Origin of the sequence: Streptomyces sp. NPDC058239, from assembly GCF_042882185.1 — a bacterium.
Taxonomy (GTDB): domain Bacteria; phylum Actinomycetota; class Actinomycetes; order Streptomycetales; family Streptomycetaceae; genus Streptomyces.
Genome location: NZ_JBHVWS010000042.1, coordinates 41,861 through 58,608, shown reverse-complemented (window position 1 = coordinate 58,608; position 16,748 = coordinate 41,861). Strand labels below are relative to the sequence as shown.

Here is a 16,748-nt window from a genome sequence, read left to right as displayed (position 1 = left end):
TATCTCGCTCGACATGGAACAGTTGTCGGCGCGCGAGCGGGGCCGACAGCCGTTGATTTTCCGACCGCACGATTCTCCGCCGCGGTAGGACCGGATCGGTCCGCCAAGATGTTCGCCTTCCGGACCTCGAACCCGGGATCGGTCAGGATGCCGGCGCCGGTGCGACGGCGCCCGTGAACCGACTGCCCGGGAAGGCGATGACGAGGTGCCCCACAGGTCCCACAGCCACGGGCGCGTCCTCTCCTGATGGATGGATTGCCAGCAGCATAACTTCGGCCATTCAGCCATGCATTATGGCCAATCACCTGTAACCGTTGGATACAAGGGTGATTTCTCCACAGGGTGACGACGGTGACCTCGATTGCCTTCACGCCGGTCCAGATAGCTGTCCTCTCGCTGGGGCCCGGCCCGGTCGCCGCCTCGGGGGAGCCGGCTGTCCACGGCGGTGCGCCCACGAACCGTTCCGGACCAGACGTCGCGGGGGCCTCCTCTGGGCCTGCCATGGTGCACGGCGACCGCTCGGCCGGCTGGAAGCCTGCGGCCCATCGGAGGAAGCGCCACATCGCCGGAGCCACGCCGGGTACGCGACGGTGTGTGAAGGATCAAGTGCGTTCGGAGAGGGCAAGGTCACAGACGGAGCCCCTGCTGCTCGTCTGAGACCTGACCTAGCATCTGGGCATGACGGTCCTGCCTGCCGACGGGCTTTCGTTGGCCGCCGAATTCCCTCACCCAGCCCATGAGCAGTGGCAAAGCCTTGTCGAAGGCGTACTGCGTAAATCGGGCAAGGATGTTGCGGGTTCGGCCGCCGAGGAAGCGCTGTCCACCACGGTGGAGGACGGGCTCATCACCCGCCCCCTCTACACCTCGCGCGACAGCGCGCCCGATGCCGGATATCCGGGCTTCGCCCCCTTCACCCGCGGCGGCAAGGCCGAGGGCAACGCGGCGGGCGGCTGGGACGTACGGCAGCGGCACACCCTGTCGGATCCTGCGCGTCTCAACGAGGCGGTGCTCGCCGATCTGGAGAACGGTGTCACCTCGCTGTGGCTGACCGTGGGCGGTGCCGGCGGCGTTCCGGTGTCCGCTCTGGCGGGGGCGCTGGACGGCGTATATCTCGATCTGGCTCCCGTGGTGCTGGACGCCGGGAGCGAATTCGACGCTGCGGCGACGGAGTTGCTGCGGCTCTACGCGGAGCGGGGTGTCGGTGCGCAGACCGCGCGTGGCAACCTCGGCGCCGACCCGCTCGGGCAGGCCGCCCGCAGCGGCGCCGCCCCCGGCCTGACGGCGGCGGTCCACTGGGCACAGCAGTGCGCGCAGGAGTATCCCGGACTGCGGGCCCTGACCGTCGACGCTCTGCCGTACCACGAGGCCGGCGGCTCGGCCGCCGAGGAGCTGGGCGCTTCGCTGGCGACGGGTGTCGCCTATCTGCGGGCGCTGACGGAGGCCGGGCTCCGTGTCGAAGAAGCCTGCGCGCAGCTGGAGTTCAGGTACGCGGCGACGGCCGATCAGTTCCTGACCATCGCCAAGCTGCGGGCTGCTCGGCGGCTGTGGGCCCGGGTGGCCGAGGTGTGCGGGGCCGCCGACGCCGGCGCGCAGCGCCAGCACGCGGTGACGTCCTCGGTGATGATGACGCGGCGCGATCCCTGGGTGAACATGCTGCGGACGACGCTGGCATGTCTGGGCGCGGGCGTCGGCGGGGCCGACTCCGTCACCGTGCTGCCGTTCGATCACGCCCTGGGGCTGCCGGACGCGTTCGCCCGGCGCATCGCCCGTAATACGTCGACGATCCTGCTGGAGGAGTCGCATCTGGCCCGGGTGATCGACCCGGCGGGCGGTTCCTGGTACGTGGAGCGGCTCACTGCCGAACTCGCCGACGCCGCCTGGGCGTTCTTCCAAGAGATCGAACGGTCGGGCGGCCAGGAGGCCGCCTTGCACTCGGGAATGATCAGCGAGCGTCTTGCGGCCACCTGGGCGGCACGCAGCAAGGATCTGGCGCGACGCAAGGAACCGATCACCGGGGTCAGCGAGTTCCCGCAGCTGGCGGAGCGCGCGGTGGAGCGCGAGGCGGCCCCCGCCGAGGTGTCCGCCACGGAATCGGGCGGTCTGCCCAGGGTCCGTCGTGACGAGGCTTTCGAGGTGCTGCGCGCCCGGTCGGACGCCCATCTCGCGGCGACCGGGCAGCGGCCGCGGGTGTTCCTCGCCGCGCTCGGGCCGGCCGCGGCCCACACCGCGCGGGTGTCGTTCGCCTCCAACCTGTTCCAGGCGGGCGGGATCGAACCGGTCCACGACCCGGTCTCGGTCGACGCGGCAACGGCCGCCGACGTATTCAGGGCCGGCGGAGCCACCGTGGCGTGCCTCTGCTCCAGCGACACCCTCTACGCCGAGCAGGCCGGGGCGGTCGCCGAGGCACTGGGCTCGGCCGGAGCCCAGCGAGTGTTCCTCGCGGGCCGACCCGGCGAGTACACCGGTGTCGACGAGTACGTCTTCGCGGGCTCCGATGTGGTGGCCGTGCTCTCTTCCCTTCTCGACCGTATGGGTGTGGCGTAATGCGTATCCCTGACTTCTCCGACATCGAGCTCGGACCGGGCGGCGCCGCCGAGGTGTCCGAGGACCAGTGGCGCGCCTCGGTGAAGGAGTCCTCCGGCAGTTCCGACGGCGATCTGCTGTGGGAGACCCCGGAAGGCATCGCGGTCAAGCCGCTATACACCGGGCGTGACCTGGAGGGGCTCGACTTCCTCGGTACATATCCGGGCATGGCCCCGTATCTGCGCGGCCCGTATCCGACGATGTATGTCAACCAGCCCTGGACGATCCGGCAGTACGCCGGGTTCTCCACCGCCGAGGAGTCCAACGCCTTCTACCGCCGCAACCTCGCGGCCGGACAGAAGGGCCTCTCCGTCGCCTTCGACCTGCCGACCCATCGCGGCTACGACAGCGACCACCCGCGGGTGACCGGAGACGTCGGCATGGCCGGCGTGGCGATCGACTCGATCTACGACATGCGTCAGCTCTTCGACGGCATTCCGCTGGACAGGATGTCGGTTTCCATGACGATGAACGGCGCGGTGCTCCCCGTACTCGCGCTGTACATCGTGGCCGCCGAGGAACAGGGCGTCGGGCCCGAGAAGCTGGCCGGGACCATTCAGAACGACATTCTGAAAGAGTTCATGGTCCGCAACACGTACATCTATCCGCCGAAGCCCTCGATGCGGATCATCTCCGACATCTTCGCGTACACCTCGCAGAAGATGCCGCGCTACAACTCGATCTCCATCTCCGGCTATCACATCCAGGAGGCGGGTGCGACAGCCGATCTGGAGCTGGCGTACACCCTCGCGGACGGTGTGGAGTATCTGCGGGCCGGGCGGGACGCCGGTCTTGACGTGGACGCTTTCGCACCGCGGCTGTCGTTCTTCTGGGCGATCGGCATGAACTTCTTCATGGAGATCGCGAAGTTGCGGGCGGCCCGGCTGCTCTGGGCCAAGCTGGTCAAGGAGTTCGAGCCGAAGAACGCCAAGTCGCTGTCCCTGCGCACCCATTCGCAGACGTCGGGCTGGTCGCTGACCGCGCAGGACGTATTCAACAACGTCACGCGGACCTGCGTGGAGGCGATGGCTGCCACCCAGGGGCACACCCAGTCGCTGCACACCAACGCGCTCGACGAGGCCCTCGCCCTGCCGACGGACTTCTCGGCGCGGATCGCCAGGAACACCCAGCTGCTGCTCCAGCAGGAGTCGGGCACCGGCCGGGTCATCGACCCGTGGGGCGGCAGCGCGTACGTGGAGAAGCTGACGTACGACCTGGCACGCCGGGCCTGGCAGCACATCCAGGAGGTCGAGGCGGCGGGCGGCATGGCGCAGGCCATCGACGCGGGCATCCCGAAGCTCAGGGTCGAGGAGGCCGCGGCCCGTACTCAGGCGCGAATCGACTCCGGGCGCCAGCCGGTGATCGGGGTCAACAAGTACCGGGTGGAGACCGACGAGCAGATCGATGTGCTCAAGGTCGACAACTCCTCGGTGCGCACCCAGCAGATCGAGAAGCTGCGCCGGCTGCGCGAGGAGCGCGACGAGTCGGCGTGCCGGGCCGCGCTGCGGGCGCTGACGGCGGCGGCCGAGCGGGCCCCCGGCCCCGGCCTCGAAGGCAATCTGCTGGCACTCGCCGTCGACGCGGCACGCGCGATGGCGACCGTGGGCGAGATCTCGGACGCCCTGGAGAAGGTGTACGGGAGGCATGCGGGCCAGATCCGTACGATCTCCGGTGTGTACCGCAACGAGGCAGGTGAATCCCCTTCCGTGGAACGGACCCGGGCGCTGGTGGGCCAGTTCGAGGAGGCCGAGGGGCGCCGTCCGCGCATCCTGGTCGCCAAGATGGGGCAGGACGGCCACGATCGCGGCCAGAAGGTGATCTCGACGGCCTTCGCCGACCTGGGCTTCGACGTCGACGTCGGCCCGCTGTTCCAGACGCCGGCCGAGGTGGCACGGCAGGCGGTGGAGGCGGACGTGCACATCGTGGGCGTCTCCTCGCTGGCCGCCGGGCACCTCACGCTCGTACCGGCGCTCCGCGAGGAGCTGGCCGCCGAGGGCCGCGACGACATCATGATCGTGGTGGGCGGGGTGATTCCGCCGCAGGACGTCGAGGCATTGCACGAGGCGGGGGCGACGGCGGTGTTCCCGCCCGGCACCGTGATTCCGGATGCCGCGTACGACCTGGTGACGCGGCTCGGTGCCGCGCTCGGCCACGAGCTGTGAGCCGCTGACCCGATGCCTCCGAAGATCGACATCGACAGCTATGTGAAGGGGGTGCTCGACGGGAAGCGGGCGTACATCGCGCGCGCGATCACTCTCGTCGAGTCCACCCGCCCCGATCACCGGGCGCTGGCCCAGCAGTTGCTGCGCGAGCTGCTGCCGCGCTCCGGGAACGCCCGGCGCATCGGCATCAGCGGCGTGCCGGGGGTCGGGAAGTCCACCTTCATCGACGCACTCGGCACGATGCTCACCGGGCTCGGTCACCGGGTCGCGGTGCTCGCCGTCGATCCCTCCTCCAGCCGTACCGGAGGCTCCATTCTGGGCGACAAGACCAGGATGGAGCAGCTCGCGGTGGACCCCGCGGCGTTCGTACGTCCTTCTCCGACCGCCGGGACGCTCGGTGGAGTGGCCAAGGCGACCCGTGAGTCCATCGTGGTGATGGAGGCCGCGGGGTACGACGTGGTGCTGGTGGAAACGGTCGGCGTCGGCCAGTCGGAGACGGCGGTGGCCAATATGGTCGACACGTTTCTGCTGCTGACCCTGGCCCGTACCGGGGATCAGCTCCAGGGCATCAAGAAGGGCGTCCTGGAGCTGGCGGACGCCATCGCGGTCAACAAGGCGGACGGCCCGCACGAACGCGACGCACGAGCGGCCGCGCGCGAACTGGCGGGCGCACTGCGGCTGATGCACCCGGTCGACGCGGCCTGGACGCCTCCGGTCCTCACCTGCAGCGCCCGGGAGTCCACCGGTCTCGACACGCTGTGGGAGCGGCTGGAGCAGCACCGTGCGCTGCTCGAATCGACCGGCCGGCTCGCCGCAAAACGGCGTGACCAGCAGGTCGACTGGACCTGGACGATGGTGCGGGACGAGCTGCTGGAGAGTCTGCGCGGCCATCCGGAAGTGCGCGCGCTCACTCCGGATCTCGAACAGCGGGTACGGGACGGTGAGTTGACGGCCACACTGGCGGCCGAGCAGATCCTGGGGGCGTTCCGGGGCACGCTCCCTGCGGCGGAGGCCGGTAACCCGGCGGGCTAGGGGGCGAGGTTCCAGGGTCCTGCCGGCGGACCGGGGTCGGCCCCGATCCGCCGGACGGTCACCCCTGGAGATCGAGCTGGTACTCGACCGACTTGTGCGTCGGCTCGTAGCCGAGCGCGTCGTTGATGCTCCGCATGTACGTGTTGCTGTCCGCGGTGTCCGCCAGCAGCCCGTCGAGGGCCGGGTGGCGTTCGCGGGTCTGCAGGATGGACTGCGCCTTCATCCACCGTGCGAGGCCGTGCCCCCGGTGTTCGGGGAGGACTCCGGTGCCGTAGTGATGGCCGTCGCCCTTTCCGTCGCCCGGGACGACCAGTTCGGTGAAGCCCGCGATCGTGGAGTCGGACTCGTCGACGGCGGCAACGGTGTGGAGCAGCTCGCCACGTGCCGCGACGGCAGCCGCGACGGCCCGGACCCGGTCCACGTCCCAGACGACCGTGCCGTAGTCGGTGTCGTCCATGGGCATGTCGTCCATGGCGCGGCGCGATGCGGCGAACGTCGGCGCAAGGTCGTGCGGGACGGTGCCGTCCCAGGACACCAGCCGGTAGCCCGGATGCGGCTGTCCGACGATCCCGCGGAGAGCTCCGGTGTCGGCCTTCGCCAGCGGAAGGCGGGCGTACGTCAGGGTGAGGACCTTGCGCAGCCCCTTGGCCCGCAGAAAATGATGGCCGGAGGAACCGGCCTCGACCTGTGCGATGACGCTGCGTCGGCCCTCCTCGCGGGCAGCGGCGACGGCCGCGTCCAGCAGCTGTGAGCCGATGCCGTTGCGGCGCTCCGCCGGGTGGACGTGGAGTTCCAGTTCGGCGAGATGCTCCTGGCCCTCACGGGTGAAGACGCGCAGGAACGCCGAGCCGACGGGGTTGCCCGTGGGGTCGGACGCCAGCCACGCCAGCCGGTGGCTCGCGCCGGCACGGTCGGGGTCGGTCAGTGCGGTGATGCGTATCGGCAAGATGACTCCTCCGCGCCGAGGGCGCCGGTCAGGACGGGTGAGCGGGCGTGCGGCCCGGAGAACCACATCACTCCGCGAGCGCCGCGGCAACCGGATATCGCAGCCGTCGGCGCCGGCCCGGTGCGCGCGCCGTGGTAGGGTTCGGTTGGTACATGTGTACGCCTCGATTCGAGGCGCCGGTGCCGATTCACTCTCGTAAAGCTGCTGCGCCCGTCCTTTCCTGACCGGTGATCCAGCTTTCCCGCACGCACCACTTCTTCCCGTCCGGTACGGGCTTTCCCGTCCGGGCTTTCCTGCCCGTCGTCCGGGGCGTGATCTCTTCCGCCCACATGCCGACCGGGCCCTTTCATTCGCCATGTCCGCGAAAGGACCACCCGTATGACCAGCACCCTCGAACACCCCGTCGCTCAGCAGGAATTGCCCACCGAGGCCGCCGGTGTCCTCGACATCACGCAGCAGGGGCACGGCGCACTGCGCGTCCATGGCGGCCACCCCTCCCCCGGCGACGTACAGGTCTCCGCCGCCCTGATCCGCCGCCACGGCCTGCGCAAGGGCGACGTCGTCGAAGGCTCCTGCGATCGGCCGCGCACCCTGTCCGGGGTCGTACGGGTCAACGGCCGCTCGCCGCAGGCGCTCCGCGGCCGGCCCCACTTCCGCGATCTCACCCCGCTCCACCCCCGGCATCGGCTGCGTCTGGAAACACCGTCCGGCAGTCCGGCCATGCGCCTCGTCGACCTGGTCTCCCCCATCGCCAAAGGGCAGCGCGGACTTGTCGTCGCGCCGCCCAGGACAGGCAAAACTGTGCTGCTGCAGCAGGTCGCGGCAGCCGTCGCCGCCAACCATCCCGAGTGCCATCTGATGGTGGTGCTGCTCGACGAACGCCCGGAGGAGGTCACGGACATGCGCCGGTCCGTACGGGGCGAGGTACTCGCCTCGACGTTCGACCGGCCCGTGAAGGAGCACATCGCGCTCGCCGAACTCGCGGTCGAACGCGCCAAGCGTCTGGTCGAACAGGGCCAGGACGTCGTCATCCTGCTGGACTCCCTCACCAGGCTGTGCCGCGCCCACAACAACGCGTCAGCCGCGGGCGGACGGACCCTGAGCGGCGGCGTCGACGCAGCTGCCCTGCTCGGCCCCAAACGGCTCTTCGGTGCCGCCCGGTTCACCGAGGAGGGCGGCTCCCTCACCATCCTGGCCACCGCACTGGTGGAGACCGGCTCCCGCGCCGACGACTACTTCTTCGAAGAGCTGAAGAGCACCGGCAACATGGAACTCCGGCTCGACCGCACGCTGGCGGACAGGCGCACCTACCCGGCCGTGAACATTCAGGCGTCCGGCACCCGACGCGATGAACTGCTCGTCCCGGAAGCCGAGTTTCGGGTGGTACGCGGACTGCGCCGCGCGCTGCACTCCCGGGACCCGCAGACGGCACTCGAAACACTGCTGGACCGGATCCGGCACACTCCGGACAACGCGGCATTCCTCCGTACGGTCAGCCGCACCCTCCCGGATACGTGAGCCTGCCCGAGCCGCGCCGGACGGCGCAATAGCATGGGACCGCCCTTGCATGATCCGTCCCTCACGAGCACAGGGAGAGCAGGCACATGGAATTCCGCCGACTCGGCCGCAGCGGTCTGACCATCAGTGAGATCGCTTACGGAAATTGGCTCACCCACGGCTCCCAGGTGGAGGAGGACGCAGCGGTCGCCTGTATCCGGGCCGCCCTCGATGCCGGGATCACCACCTTCGACACGGCGGACGTCTATGCCGAGACGCGGGCCGAAGCCGTCCTGGGCCGGGCGCTCAAGAACGAGCGCCGCGAGGGACTCGAGGTGTTCACCAAGGTCTACTTCCCGACCGGTCCCGGGCACAACGACCGGGGACTCGGGCGCAAGCACATCATGGAGTCCATCGACAACTCGCTGCGCCGCCTGCAGACGGATTACGTGGACCTGTACCAGGCGCACCGCTACGACCACTCGACCCCGCTGGAAGAGACCATGGAGGCGTTCGCCGACGTCGTCCGCTCCGGCAAGGCCCTCTACATCGGCGTTTCGGAATGGACGGCCGACCAGCTCCGCGCCGCACATGGGCTGGCCCGCGAACTGCAGGTGCCACTGATCTCCAACCAGCCGCAGTACTCGGCGCTGTGGCGGGTCATCGAAGGCGAAGTGGTGCCCGCGTCCGAGGAGTTGGGCATCGGTCAGATCGTCTGGTCACCGATTGCTCAGGGCGCCCTCACGGGCAAGTACAAGCCCGGTGCGCCGCTCCCGGCCGGCTCTCGGGCGACGGACGACAAGGGCGGCGCGAGCATGGTCGCCGGCTGGCTCCGTGACGACGTGCTGGAGCGTGTCCAGCGGCTGCGGCCGCTCGCCGACCAGGCCGGTCTGAGTCTTGCCCAGCTCGCGGTCGCCTGGGTGCTGCAGAACTCCAATGTCTGCGCCGCGATCATCGGCGCCTCCCGGCCCGAGCAGGTGACGGAGAATGTCGGGGCAGCGGGTGTGACACTCGACGCGGAGCTGCTGAAGGGTATCGACGACATCCTGGACCCGGTGGTGGAACGGGACCCCGGGCTGACGGCCGGGCACGAGAACAACAGCTGATTCGACCGGCCCGCGCATGTGGGGCACAGGCCTTCGGAACAGCGGCCCCTGCCCCACACCTCGGACGCCCGGGGCGAACCGGGAGCGTGGCGCCGCCCGGCATCGGTCACAACGGCCCGGTCTCGTGGGTCACTCCCCCCGCCACGTCGCGACAAAGAAATGTGACCGGTGCCGAGGCGGATTCTTTTCCGCGCGGTACGCGGCCTTTCTTTCCGAGCTGTACGAGGTCAGGTACCGGTGTGCAGCGCGGAGGTGTGTTCGCGGACCTGGGCCGGCGTGAGGTAGGAGTCCGTGTACTCGAAGTCGCGCAGCTTGGCCGGGTTCCGGGACTGGAAGCCGGTGCGAACGAAGTCGTCGCCCGCAATGGCGTTGAGCATCCAGTTGGTCATGACCCGTGCCTTGGCCACATTGGTCCGTAGCGCCGACCAGTGGTAGCCACGGGCGACGGCCTGCGCGATGATTCCGTGCATCTCGATGCCGAGCGGCTTGGAGACCGCGTCCTTGCCGCCGAGGTCCACGACCAGACCGAGATCCTTGTGGACGTACGGCTTCAACGGCTGGTGCCGCAGCGTGGCGATGAGGTTGTCGGCGAGCCTTCGGCCCTGGCGCATGGCGTGCTGCGCAGTGGGCGGGCAGACCGCCCCGTCGCCCTTGCTCAGGTCCGGTACGGCCGCGGCGTCGCCGAGCGCGAAGACGCCGTCGAAGCCCGGCAGCCTCATCTCGGGCGTCACCGCCAGCCGGCCGCGTACGGTCTCCGAGTCGAATGTGGCGACCAGCGGACTCGCGGTGACTCCCGCCGTCCAGATCAGTGTGCGGCAGGGCACCACCCGGCCATCGGTGAACGTCACCTTCTCCCGCCCGGCCTCGGCGACCGAGACTCCGAGCGACACCTCGATGCCACGTGCGCGCAGCAGCTCCAGGGCGCTCCGGCCGAGCTTGTCCCCCAGTTCTGGCATCAGCTTCGGCGCGATGTCGATGAGATGCCACTTGATCAGCTTCGGGTCGAGCCGTGGGTAGTGCCTGACCGCGTTGGTGGTGAGGCGATGCAGACAGGCAGCCGTCTCGGTGCCCGCGTATCCGCCGCCGACCACCACGAACTGCAGGCGCGAAGCCCGTTCGTTCTCGTCGTGGCTGGCGTCCGCGAGATCGAGCTGAGCGATCACGTGGTCACGCACGTACGCCGCCTCGGCCAGCGTCTTCATACCCCGGGCGTTGTCGAGCAGGCCGGGGATGTCGAAGGTACGGGTGACGCTCCCGGGGCTGAGCACGATGTAGTCGTAGGGCTCGTAGACGACCTCGTCGGTGATCTTGCGAATGACGCAGATCTTCGCTTCGGGGTCCACTCCGATGGCCCCGCCCGGGATGATCCGGGTGCGGTGCTTGCGACTGCGGCGCAGCGACACCGCGACCGACTGCGGGGTGAGCACACCTGCCGCCACCTGCGGCAGCAGGGGCAGGTAGAGCTGGTACGAGAACGGGGCGACGAGCGCGATCTCAGCCTCGCCCGGGATCAGCCCGCGCTCCAGACGGCGTACGCACTCCACCCCGGCGAACCCTGCGCCGACAACGAGAATCCTGGGTCGTGCCACAGTATTCGTCCCTTCTCGGGCCTGCACGGTCGTCCGTTCGCCTGCCCCGTCGCACGCGCCCGTCAGGTCACATCTTTACGAGCCGCATCCCACTTCGCCTGCTGAGGACGGCGGACGGACGACACGACCGGGTCAGCGGGCCAGTAGGGTGACGGCCGTGCAGGTGCCGCCGACCGCGCCCACGAGCACGACACCGGCGGCCATGCACCGTGCCTTGAGCCTGCGGTAGCGCGCCTCGTATTCGCCGCGCAGTCCGGTGGCGCGGGCGGAGATACGGCAGAGCATGGCCCGCGACGTGGCGAGGCGGTCTGCGGTGTAGACCCGTTCCACGTCCTCGCGCTGTGCCGTGGTGAGCCAGGGCAGCTCGTCGGTGAAGCGGCCGGCCTGTCGTCGCGCCTCCTCGACCTCGGCGTTCCACAGCAGATAGCCCTCCAGTTGCGCCAGACCGCGGGCACTGTCCTTGTCGGGGTCCACTCGCTCCTCCTCTCCTGTCGCCGCCGTGCTCACGCCTGCCTGTCCCCCGAGGTCCACGTCGTCCCGGTGTCGGGACGGTTGAGGTCTTCGTCGAGGGAACGTACCGAGGGGTGGTGCAGGTCGAACGCCGGGGATTCGGAACGGATCCGCGGCAGCGTGTGGAAGTTGTGCCGCGGCGGCGGGCAGGAGGTCGCCCACTCCAGCGAACGGCCGTAGCCCCACGGGTCGTCGACCCCGACGTTCTTGCCGTACTTCGCGGTCTTCCACACGTTGTAGAGGAAGGGCAGCATCGACAGGCCGAGCAGGAACGAGGAGATCGTCGAGATCGTGTTGAGCGCGGTGAAGCCGTCGACGGCGAGATAGTCCGCGTAACGACGCGGCATGCCCTCGGCACCCAGCCAGTGCTGCACCAGGAACGTGCCGTGGAAACCCACGAACAGCGTCCAGAACGTGATCTTGCCGAGCCGCTCGTCCAGCATCTTGCCGGTGAACTTCGGCCACCAGAAGTGGAATCCGGCGAACATCGCGAAGACCACGGTGCCGAAGACGACGTAGTGGAAGTGCGCGACGACGAAGTACGAGTCCGAGACGTGAAAGTCCAATGGAGGCGACGCCAGGATCACACCGGTCAGACCACCGAAGAGGAAGGTGACCAGGAAGCCGATCGACCAGAGCATCGGCGTCTCGAAGGACAGCGATCCCTTCCACATCGTGCCGATCCAGTTGAAGAACTTCACACCGGTCGGTACCGCGATGAGGAATGTCATGAACGAGAAGAACGGCAACAGCACACCGCCGGTGACGTACATGTGGTGCGCCCACACGGTCGCCGAGAGGCCTGCGATCGAGATCGTCGCGCTGATCAGGCCGATGTAGCCGAAGATCGGCTTTCGGCTGAAGACCGGAATGATCTCAGTGACGATCCCGAAGAACGGCAGAGCGATGATGTACACCTCCGGGTGGCCGAAGAACCAGAAGAGGTGCTGCCAGAGCAGCGCGCCGCCGTTGGCCGCGTCGAAGACGTGCGCACCGAACTTGCGGTCCGCCTCCAGCACCAGCAGGGCCGCCGCGAGGACCGGGAAGGCCAGCAGGACCAGCACACCGGTCAGCAGGACGTTCCAGACGAAGATCGGCATGCGGAACATCGTCATGCCGGGGGCGCGCATGCAGATGATCGTGGTGATGAAGTTGACCGAGCCGAGGATCGTGCCGAAGCCGGAGAAGGCCAGACCCATGATCCACATGTCGCTGCCGATGCCCGGCGAGCGGACCGCGTCGGTCAGCGGGGAATAGGCGAACCAGCCGAAGTCGGCCGCGCCGCTCGGGGTGAGGAAGCCGGCCACCACGATGATCGAGCCGAAGAGGTACAGCCAGTACGCGAACATGTTCAGCCGCGGGAACGCCACATCGGGGGCGCCGATCTGCAGCGGCATGATCCAGTTCGTGAACCCGGCGAAGAGCGGCGTCGCGAACATCAGCAGCATGATCGTGCCGTGGATCGTGAACGCCTGGTTGAACTGTTCGTTCGAAAGGATCTGGATGCCGGGACGGGCCAGCTCGGCGCGCATGACCAGGGCCAGCACGCCGCCGACGATGAAAAAGGCGAACGATGTGAGCAGATACAGCGTGCCGATCGTCTTGTGATCGGTGGTGGTCAGCCACTTGATGACGACGTTTCCCGGTTCCTTGGCCCGGACCGGAAGCTCGTTCGCATACGCCTCCTCTTCCTCCGCTGCCCCTGTTGTGCCCGTCGTCGTCACTGGGACGCTCCTTCGATTGTCATTCGCGAGTGGACTGAGCACCCGGCAGGGGCACCGCCTCCACCGGGCCGGCCGCAGGGCCGATCCCGTGCGCGTCACGCCAGATTCCAGGTGCAGCAAATCAGCCGCGGGGCCACTATGTGCGGCCCTGCGCCCGCCGTCGCGTGACTTTCACTCGTCAGGGCGTCCTGGGGTCCGGGCCTCGGCCCGCTCGCACACGACCGATGCCTGTGCGGACTTCCACGTCGGTGACGGACGTCTCGGAGCAGAGCGAACTCCCGCACCGTCCAACGCTGTTACCGCAGAATCCGGTGAACGCCCGGATCGGTGACCGGCCCCGGGCGACCCAGCTGTCGCTCAGGCCAGCCCGCCCGTCGCGCGCACGTTCTGGCCCGTGATCCACCGACCGTCGTGGCCGGCCAGGAAGGCGACCACATCGGCCACATCGGCGGGTTCGCCCAATCGGCCGAGGGGGGTCATGCCGGCGACTGCCTCGAGCGCCTGCGGCTGGTTGGTTCCGCGCAGCAGATCGGTGTCGGTCGCACCGGGCGAGACGGTGTTGACCGTGATCCCGCGCGCTCCGAGTTCGTGGGCGGCAATGGCGGTGAGCTGCTCGACCGCACCCTTGCTGGCGGCATACGCGGAGATGCCGCGGCCCGGCCGCACGGTGTTCGCCGTGGAGATGTTCACGATGCGGCCGCCGTCGCGCATCCGCCGGGCCGCATGGCGGATCGTCATGAAGACCGCTCTGGTATTGACCGTCATCACCTTGTCGAACACCGCAGGGTCGGTGTCCACGATGAGGGACGGGGTGAGGCACAGTGCGGCGTTGTTCACCAGGATGTCCAGGCCGCCCAGCTGTGCCTCGGCGGCTTCCATCAGCTGCTCCGCCGCGTCCGGGTCCGCGAGATCGAGCCGGATGGCCCAGGCCTTGCCGCCGTTGCCCTGCACCGTGCGGACGACCTCTTCGGCCGCGTCGTCGCTGGTGGCGTAGTTGAAGACCACGTGGGCCCCGTCTCGGCACAGGCGCTCGACGATCGCCCGGCCGATGCCCCGCGAACCTCCGGTGACCACAGCGTTCCTGCCTGTCAGCACGGTCTCTCCCCCTCCAGGAGCAGTTGATCCGGGTCGTTCGAACCTACCGGCACAGCGGCTCCTTGTACGCGATTGCGCAGAGAACCGTCGGCGCCGGCCGAACGCCTTCGCTGCCGGCTCGGGACACGGAACCGCCCCGGCCGGGCATGGTGCCGACCGGGGCGGGAGGGGTGTGGGGGCGCCGGGATGCGCCCCCTTCCGTGACTGTCTCGTCAGCCGATGGCGGCGATGGCCTGCGTGAACGTCGCCGACGGGCGCATGACAGCCGAGGCCTTGGCCGGGTCGGGCTGGTAGTAGCCGCCGATGTCGGCCGGCGAGCCCTGCACCGCGATCAGCTCGTCGACGATGGTCTGCTCCTGCTCTCCCAGCGTCTTCGCGAGCCCGGCGAACGCCTGCGCAAGCTGCGTGTCGTCGGTCTGCTGCGCCAGCTCCTGGGCCCAGTAGAGGGCCAGGTAGAAGTGGCTGCCGCGGTTGTCGATGCCACCCAGCTTGCGGCTCGGCGACTTGTCCTCGTTGAGGAAGGTGCCGGTCGCGCGGTCGAGGGTGTCCGCGAGGACCTGGGCACGCGAGTTGCCCGTGGTCGTCGCCAGGTGCTCGAAGCTGGCCGCGAGCGCGAAGAACTCGCCCAGGCTGTCCCAGCGGAGGTAGTTCTCCTTGACGAGCTGCTGGACGTGCTTGGGCGCGGAGCCGCCGGCACCGGTCTCGAACAGTCCGCCGCCGTTCATGAGCGGGACGATGGAGAGCATCTTCGCGCTCGTGCCCAGCTCGAGGATCGGGAACAGGTCGGTCAGGTAGTCACGCAGCACATTGCCCGTGACCGAGATGGTGTCCTCGCCGCGGCGGATGCGCTCCAGCGAGAACGCGGTCGCCTTCACCGGCGACATGATCTCGATCTGCAGGCCGTCGGTGTCGTGGTCGGCGAGGTACGTCTTGACCTTGGCGATCAGCTGCGCGTCGTGGGCGCGGTCCTCGTCGAGCCAGAACACGGCCGGGACGCCGGTGGCGCGGGCGCGGGTGACGGCGAGCTTCACCCAGTCCTGGATCGGCAGGTCCTTGGCCTGGCACATGCGGAAGATGTCGCCCGCGCCCACGACCTGCTCCAGCACGACATTGCCGCTGCCGTCGACGACCCGCACCGTACCGGTGGTGGGGATCTCGAAGGTCTTGTCGTGGCTGCCGTACTCCTCGGCCTTCTGCGCCATCAGGCCGACGTTCGGCACCGAGCCCATGGTCGACGGGTCGAAGGCGCCGTTGGCGCGGCAGTCGTCGATGACGACCTGGTAGACACCCGCGTAGCTGCTGTCGGGGAGCACCGCGAGGGTGTCGGCCTCATTGCCGTCCGGGCCCCACATGTGACCGGAGGTGCGGATCATGGCCGGCATGGAGGCGTCGACGATGACATCGCTCGGTACGTGCAGGTTGGTGATGCCCTTGTCGGAGTCGACCATGGCCAGCGCGGGGCCTTCGGCGAGCTCTGCCTCGAAGGATGCCTTGATCTCGGCGCCCACGTGCGGCACCGAGTCCAGGCCCTTGAGGATGCCGCCGAGGCCGTCGTTCGGGGAGAGACCGGCCGCGGCGAGGACCTCGCCGTACTTGGCGAAGGTGTTCGGGAAGAAGGCACGGACCACGTGGCCGAAGATGATCGGGTCGGAGACCTTCATCATGGTGGCCTTGAGGTGGACGGAGAACAGCACGCCCTCGGCCTTGGCGCGGGCGACCTGCGCGGTGAAGAACTCGCGCAGGGCCGCGACTCGCATGACCGCCACATCGACGACCTCGCCCGCGAGCACCGGCACCGACTCACGCAGAACGGTGGTGCTGCCGTCGTCGCCCGAGAGCTCGATGCGCAGCGAACCGGCCTCGGCGATGACCGTGGACTTCTCGGTGGAGCGGAAGTCGTCGACGCCCATGGTGGCGACGTTCGTCTTCGAGTCGGCCGACCAGGCGCCCATCCGGTGCGGGTGCGCCTTGGCGTAGTTCTTGACCGAGGCGGGGGCGCGGCGGTCGGAGTTGCCCTCGCGCAGCACGGGGTTCACCGCGCTGCCCTTGACCTTGTCGTAACGCGCGCGGACGTCCTTGTCCTCATCGGTCTGCGGGTCGTCCGGGTAGTCCGGAAGCGCGTAGCCCTGTGCCTGCAGCTCGGCGATGGCAGCCTTCAGCTGCGGGATCGAAGCCGAGATGTTCGGCAGCTTGATGATGTTGGCCTCGGGCGTCTTGGCCAGCGCGCCGAGTTCGGCGAGCGCGTCGTCGATCCGCTGGCTCTCCTGGAGGCGCTCGGGGAAGCTGGCGATGATGCGCCCGGCCAGCGAGATGTCACGGCTCTCGACATTGACCCCAGCCGTCGAGGCGTAGGCCTGAACCACGGGCAAGAACGAATACGTCGCCAGGGCCGGGGCCTCGTCGGTGTGTGTATAGATGATGGTCGAGTCAGTCACCCTGTGCTCCGCTCCACGTCTGCAACATTGCTTGACATCAAGATATCTCGTGATCGCTGCCGACTCGAC

11 protein-coding genes are annotated in these 16,748 nt (G+C 68.8%); 5 read left to right on the top strand and 6 right to left on the bottom strand.

All coding sequences use genetic code 11. The features are described from left to right. Nucleotides 1-678 precede the first annotated feature (678 nt). The 3 genes from mutA to meaB are packed head-to-tail and all read left to right on the top strand — an operon-like array spanning nucleotide 679 to nucleotide 5,777. Entirely contained in the window at nucleotides 679-2,544 is a 1,866-nt protein-coding gene (mutA, locus tag ACFVYE_RS33625; RefSeq protein WP_389608060.1) for a methylmalonyl-CoA mutase small subunit, read from the top strand. Beyond that, nucleotides 2,544-4,745 carry a methylmalonyl-CoA mutase gene (gene scpA, locus ACFVYE_RS33620; RefSeq protein ID WP_383965834.1) on the top strand — a complete coding sequence of 734 codons (2,202 nt, stop codon included), beginning with the start codon at nucleotides 2,544-2,546 and terminating at the stop codon, nucleotides 4,743-4,745. The genes mutA and scpA overlap by 1 nt, the downstream gene beginning before the upstream one ends. Before the next feature lie 12 nt (nucleotides 4,746-4,757). Then, nucleotides 4,758-5,777 carry a methylmalonyl Co-A mutase-associated GTPase MeaB gene (gene meaB, locus ACFVYE_RS33615; RefSeq protein WP_389608059.1) on the top strand — a complete coding sequence of 340 codons (1,020 nt, stop codon included), beginning with the start codon at nucleotides 4,758-4,760 and terminating at the stop codon, nucleotides 5,775-5,777. Nucleotides 5,778-5,835: 58 nt separating this feature from the next. Here the strand turns inward: meaB and ACFVYE_RS33610 are convergent, their stop codons facing one another. After that, entirely contained in the window at nucleotides 5,836-6,723 is an 888-nt protein-coding gene (locus ACFVYE_RS33610) for a GNAT family N-acetyltransferase (protein ID WP_389608058.1), read from the bottom strand. Nucleotides 6,724-7,101: 378 nt separating this feature from the next. Here ACFVYE_RS33610 and rho point away from each other — a divergent pair, with 378 nt between their 5' ends. Continuing rightward, nucleotides 7,102-8,241, top strand: a complete 1,140-nt coding sequence (gene rho / locus ACFVYE_RS33605) for a transcription termination factor Rho (RefSeq protein WP_389608057.1) — start codon at nucleotides 7,102-7,104, stop codon at nucleotides 8,239-8,241. Between the two features lie 86 nt (nucleotides 8,242-8,327). Then, the gene (locus ACFVYE_RS33600; RefSeq protein ID WP_389608056.1) at nucleotides 8,328-9,326 is read left to right on the top strand and encodes an aldo/keto reductase family protein; all 999 of its coding nucleotides are present in this window, start codon (nucleotides 8,328-8,330) and stop codon (nucleotides 9,324-9,326) included. Nucleotides 9,327-9,553: 227 nt separating this feature from the next. On the opposite strand, the gene ACFVYE_RS33595 is transcribed toward ACFVYE_RS33600, so the two are convergent. The 5 genes from ACFVYE_RS33595 to ACFVYE_RS33575 all read right to left on the bottom strand — a co-directional run bounded on the left by ACFVYE_RS33595 (nucleotide 9,554) and on the right by ACFVYE_RS33575 (nucleotide 16,679). Beyond that, the gene (locus tag ACFVYE_RS33595) at nucleotides 9,554-10,915 is read right to left on the bottom strand and encodes an NAD(P)/FAD-dependent oxidoreductase (protein ID WP_389608055.1); all 1,362 of its coding nucleotides are present in this window, start codon (nucleotides 10,913-10,915) and stop codon (nucleotides 9,554-9,556) included. A 132-nt stretch (nucleotides 10,916-11,047) separates the two neighbouring features. Then, entirely contained in the window at nucleotides 11,048-11,389 is a 342-nt protein-coding gene (locus tag ACFVYE_RS33590; RefSeq protein WP_383965818.1) for a hypothetical protein, read from the bottom strand. Between the two features lie 29 nt (nucleotides 11,390-11,418). Beyond that, nucleotides 11,419-13,149: a cytochrome c oxidase subunit I gene (gene ctaD, locus ACFVYE_RS33585; RefSeq protein ID WP_383965815.1), complete on the bottom strand. Its 1,731-nt coding sequence runs from the start codon at nucleotides 13,147-13,149 to the stop codon at nucleotides 11,419-11,421. Between the two features lie 357 nt (nucleotides 13,150-13,506). Continuing rightward, nucleotides 13,507-14,244 carry a glucose 1-dehydrogenase gene (locus ACFVYE_RS33580; protein WP_389608054.1) on the bottom strand — a complete coding sequence of 246 codons (738 nt, stop codon included), beginning with the start codon at nucleotides 14,242-14,244 and terminating at the stop codon, nucleotides 13,507-13,509. A gap of 212 nt (nucleotides 14,245-14,456) precedes the next feature. Then, a complete protein-coding gene (locus tag ACFVYE_RS33575; RefSeq protein WP_383965808.1) occupies nucleotides 14,457-16,679 on the bottom strand; it encodes an NADP-dependent isocitrate dehydrogenase in 2,223 nt (740 codons plus the stop codon). Nucleotides 16,680-16,748 lie beyond the last annotated feature (69 nt).

Bases quoted from the DNA above. Each gene is read 5' to 3' on its own strand.
- mutA (WP_389608060.1), top strand. From the start codon at position 679: ATGACGGTCCTGCCTGCCGACGGGCTTTCGTTGGCCGCCGAATTCCCT.
- scpA (WP_383965834.1), top strand. From the start codon at position 2,544: ATGCGTATCCCTGACTTCTCCGACATCGAGCTCGGACCGGGCGGCGCC.
- meaB (WP_389608059.1), top strand. From the start codon at position 4,758: ATGCCTCCGAAGATCGACATCGACAGCTATGTGAAGGGGGTGCTCGAC.
- rho (WP_389608057.1), top strand. From the start codon at position 7,102: ATGACCAGCACCCTCGAACACCCCGTCGCTCAGCAGGAATTGCCCACC.
- ACFVYE_RS33600 (WP_389608056.1), top strand. From the start codon at position 8,328: ATGGAATTCCGCCGACTCGGCCGCAGCGGTCTGACCATCAGTGAGATC.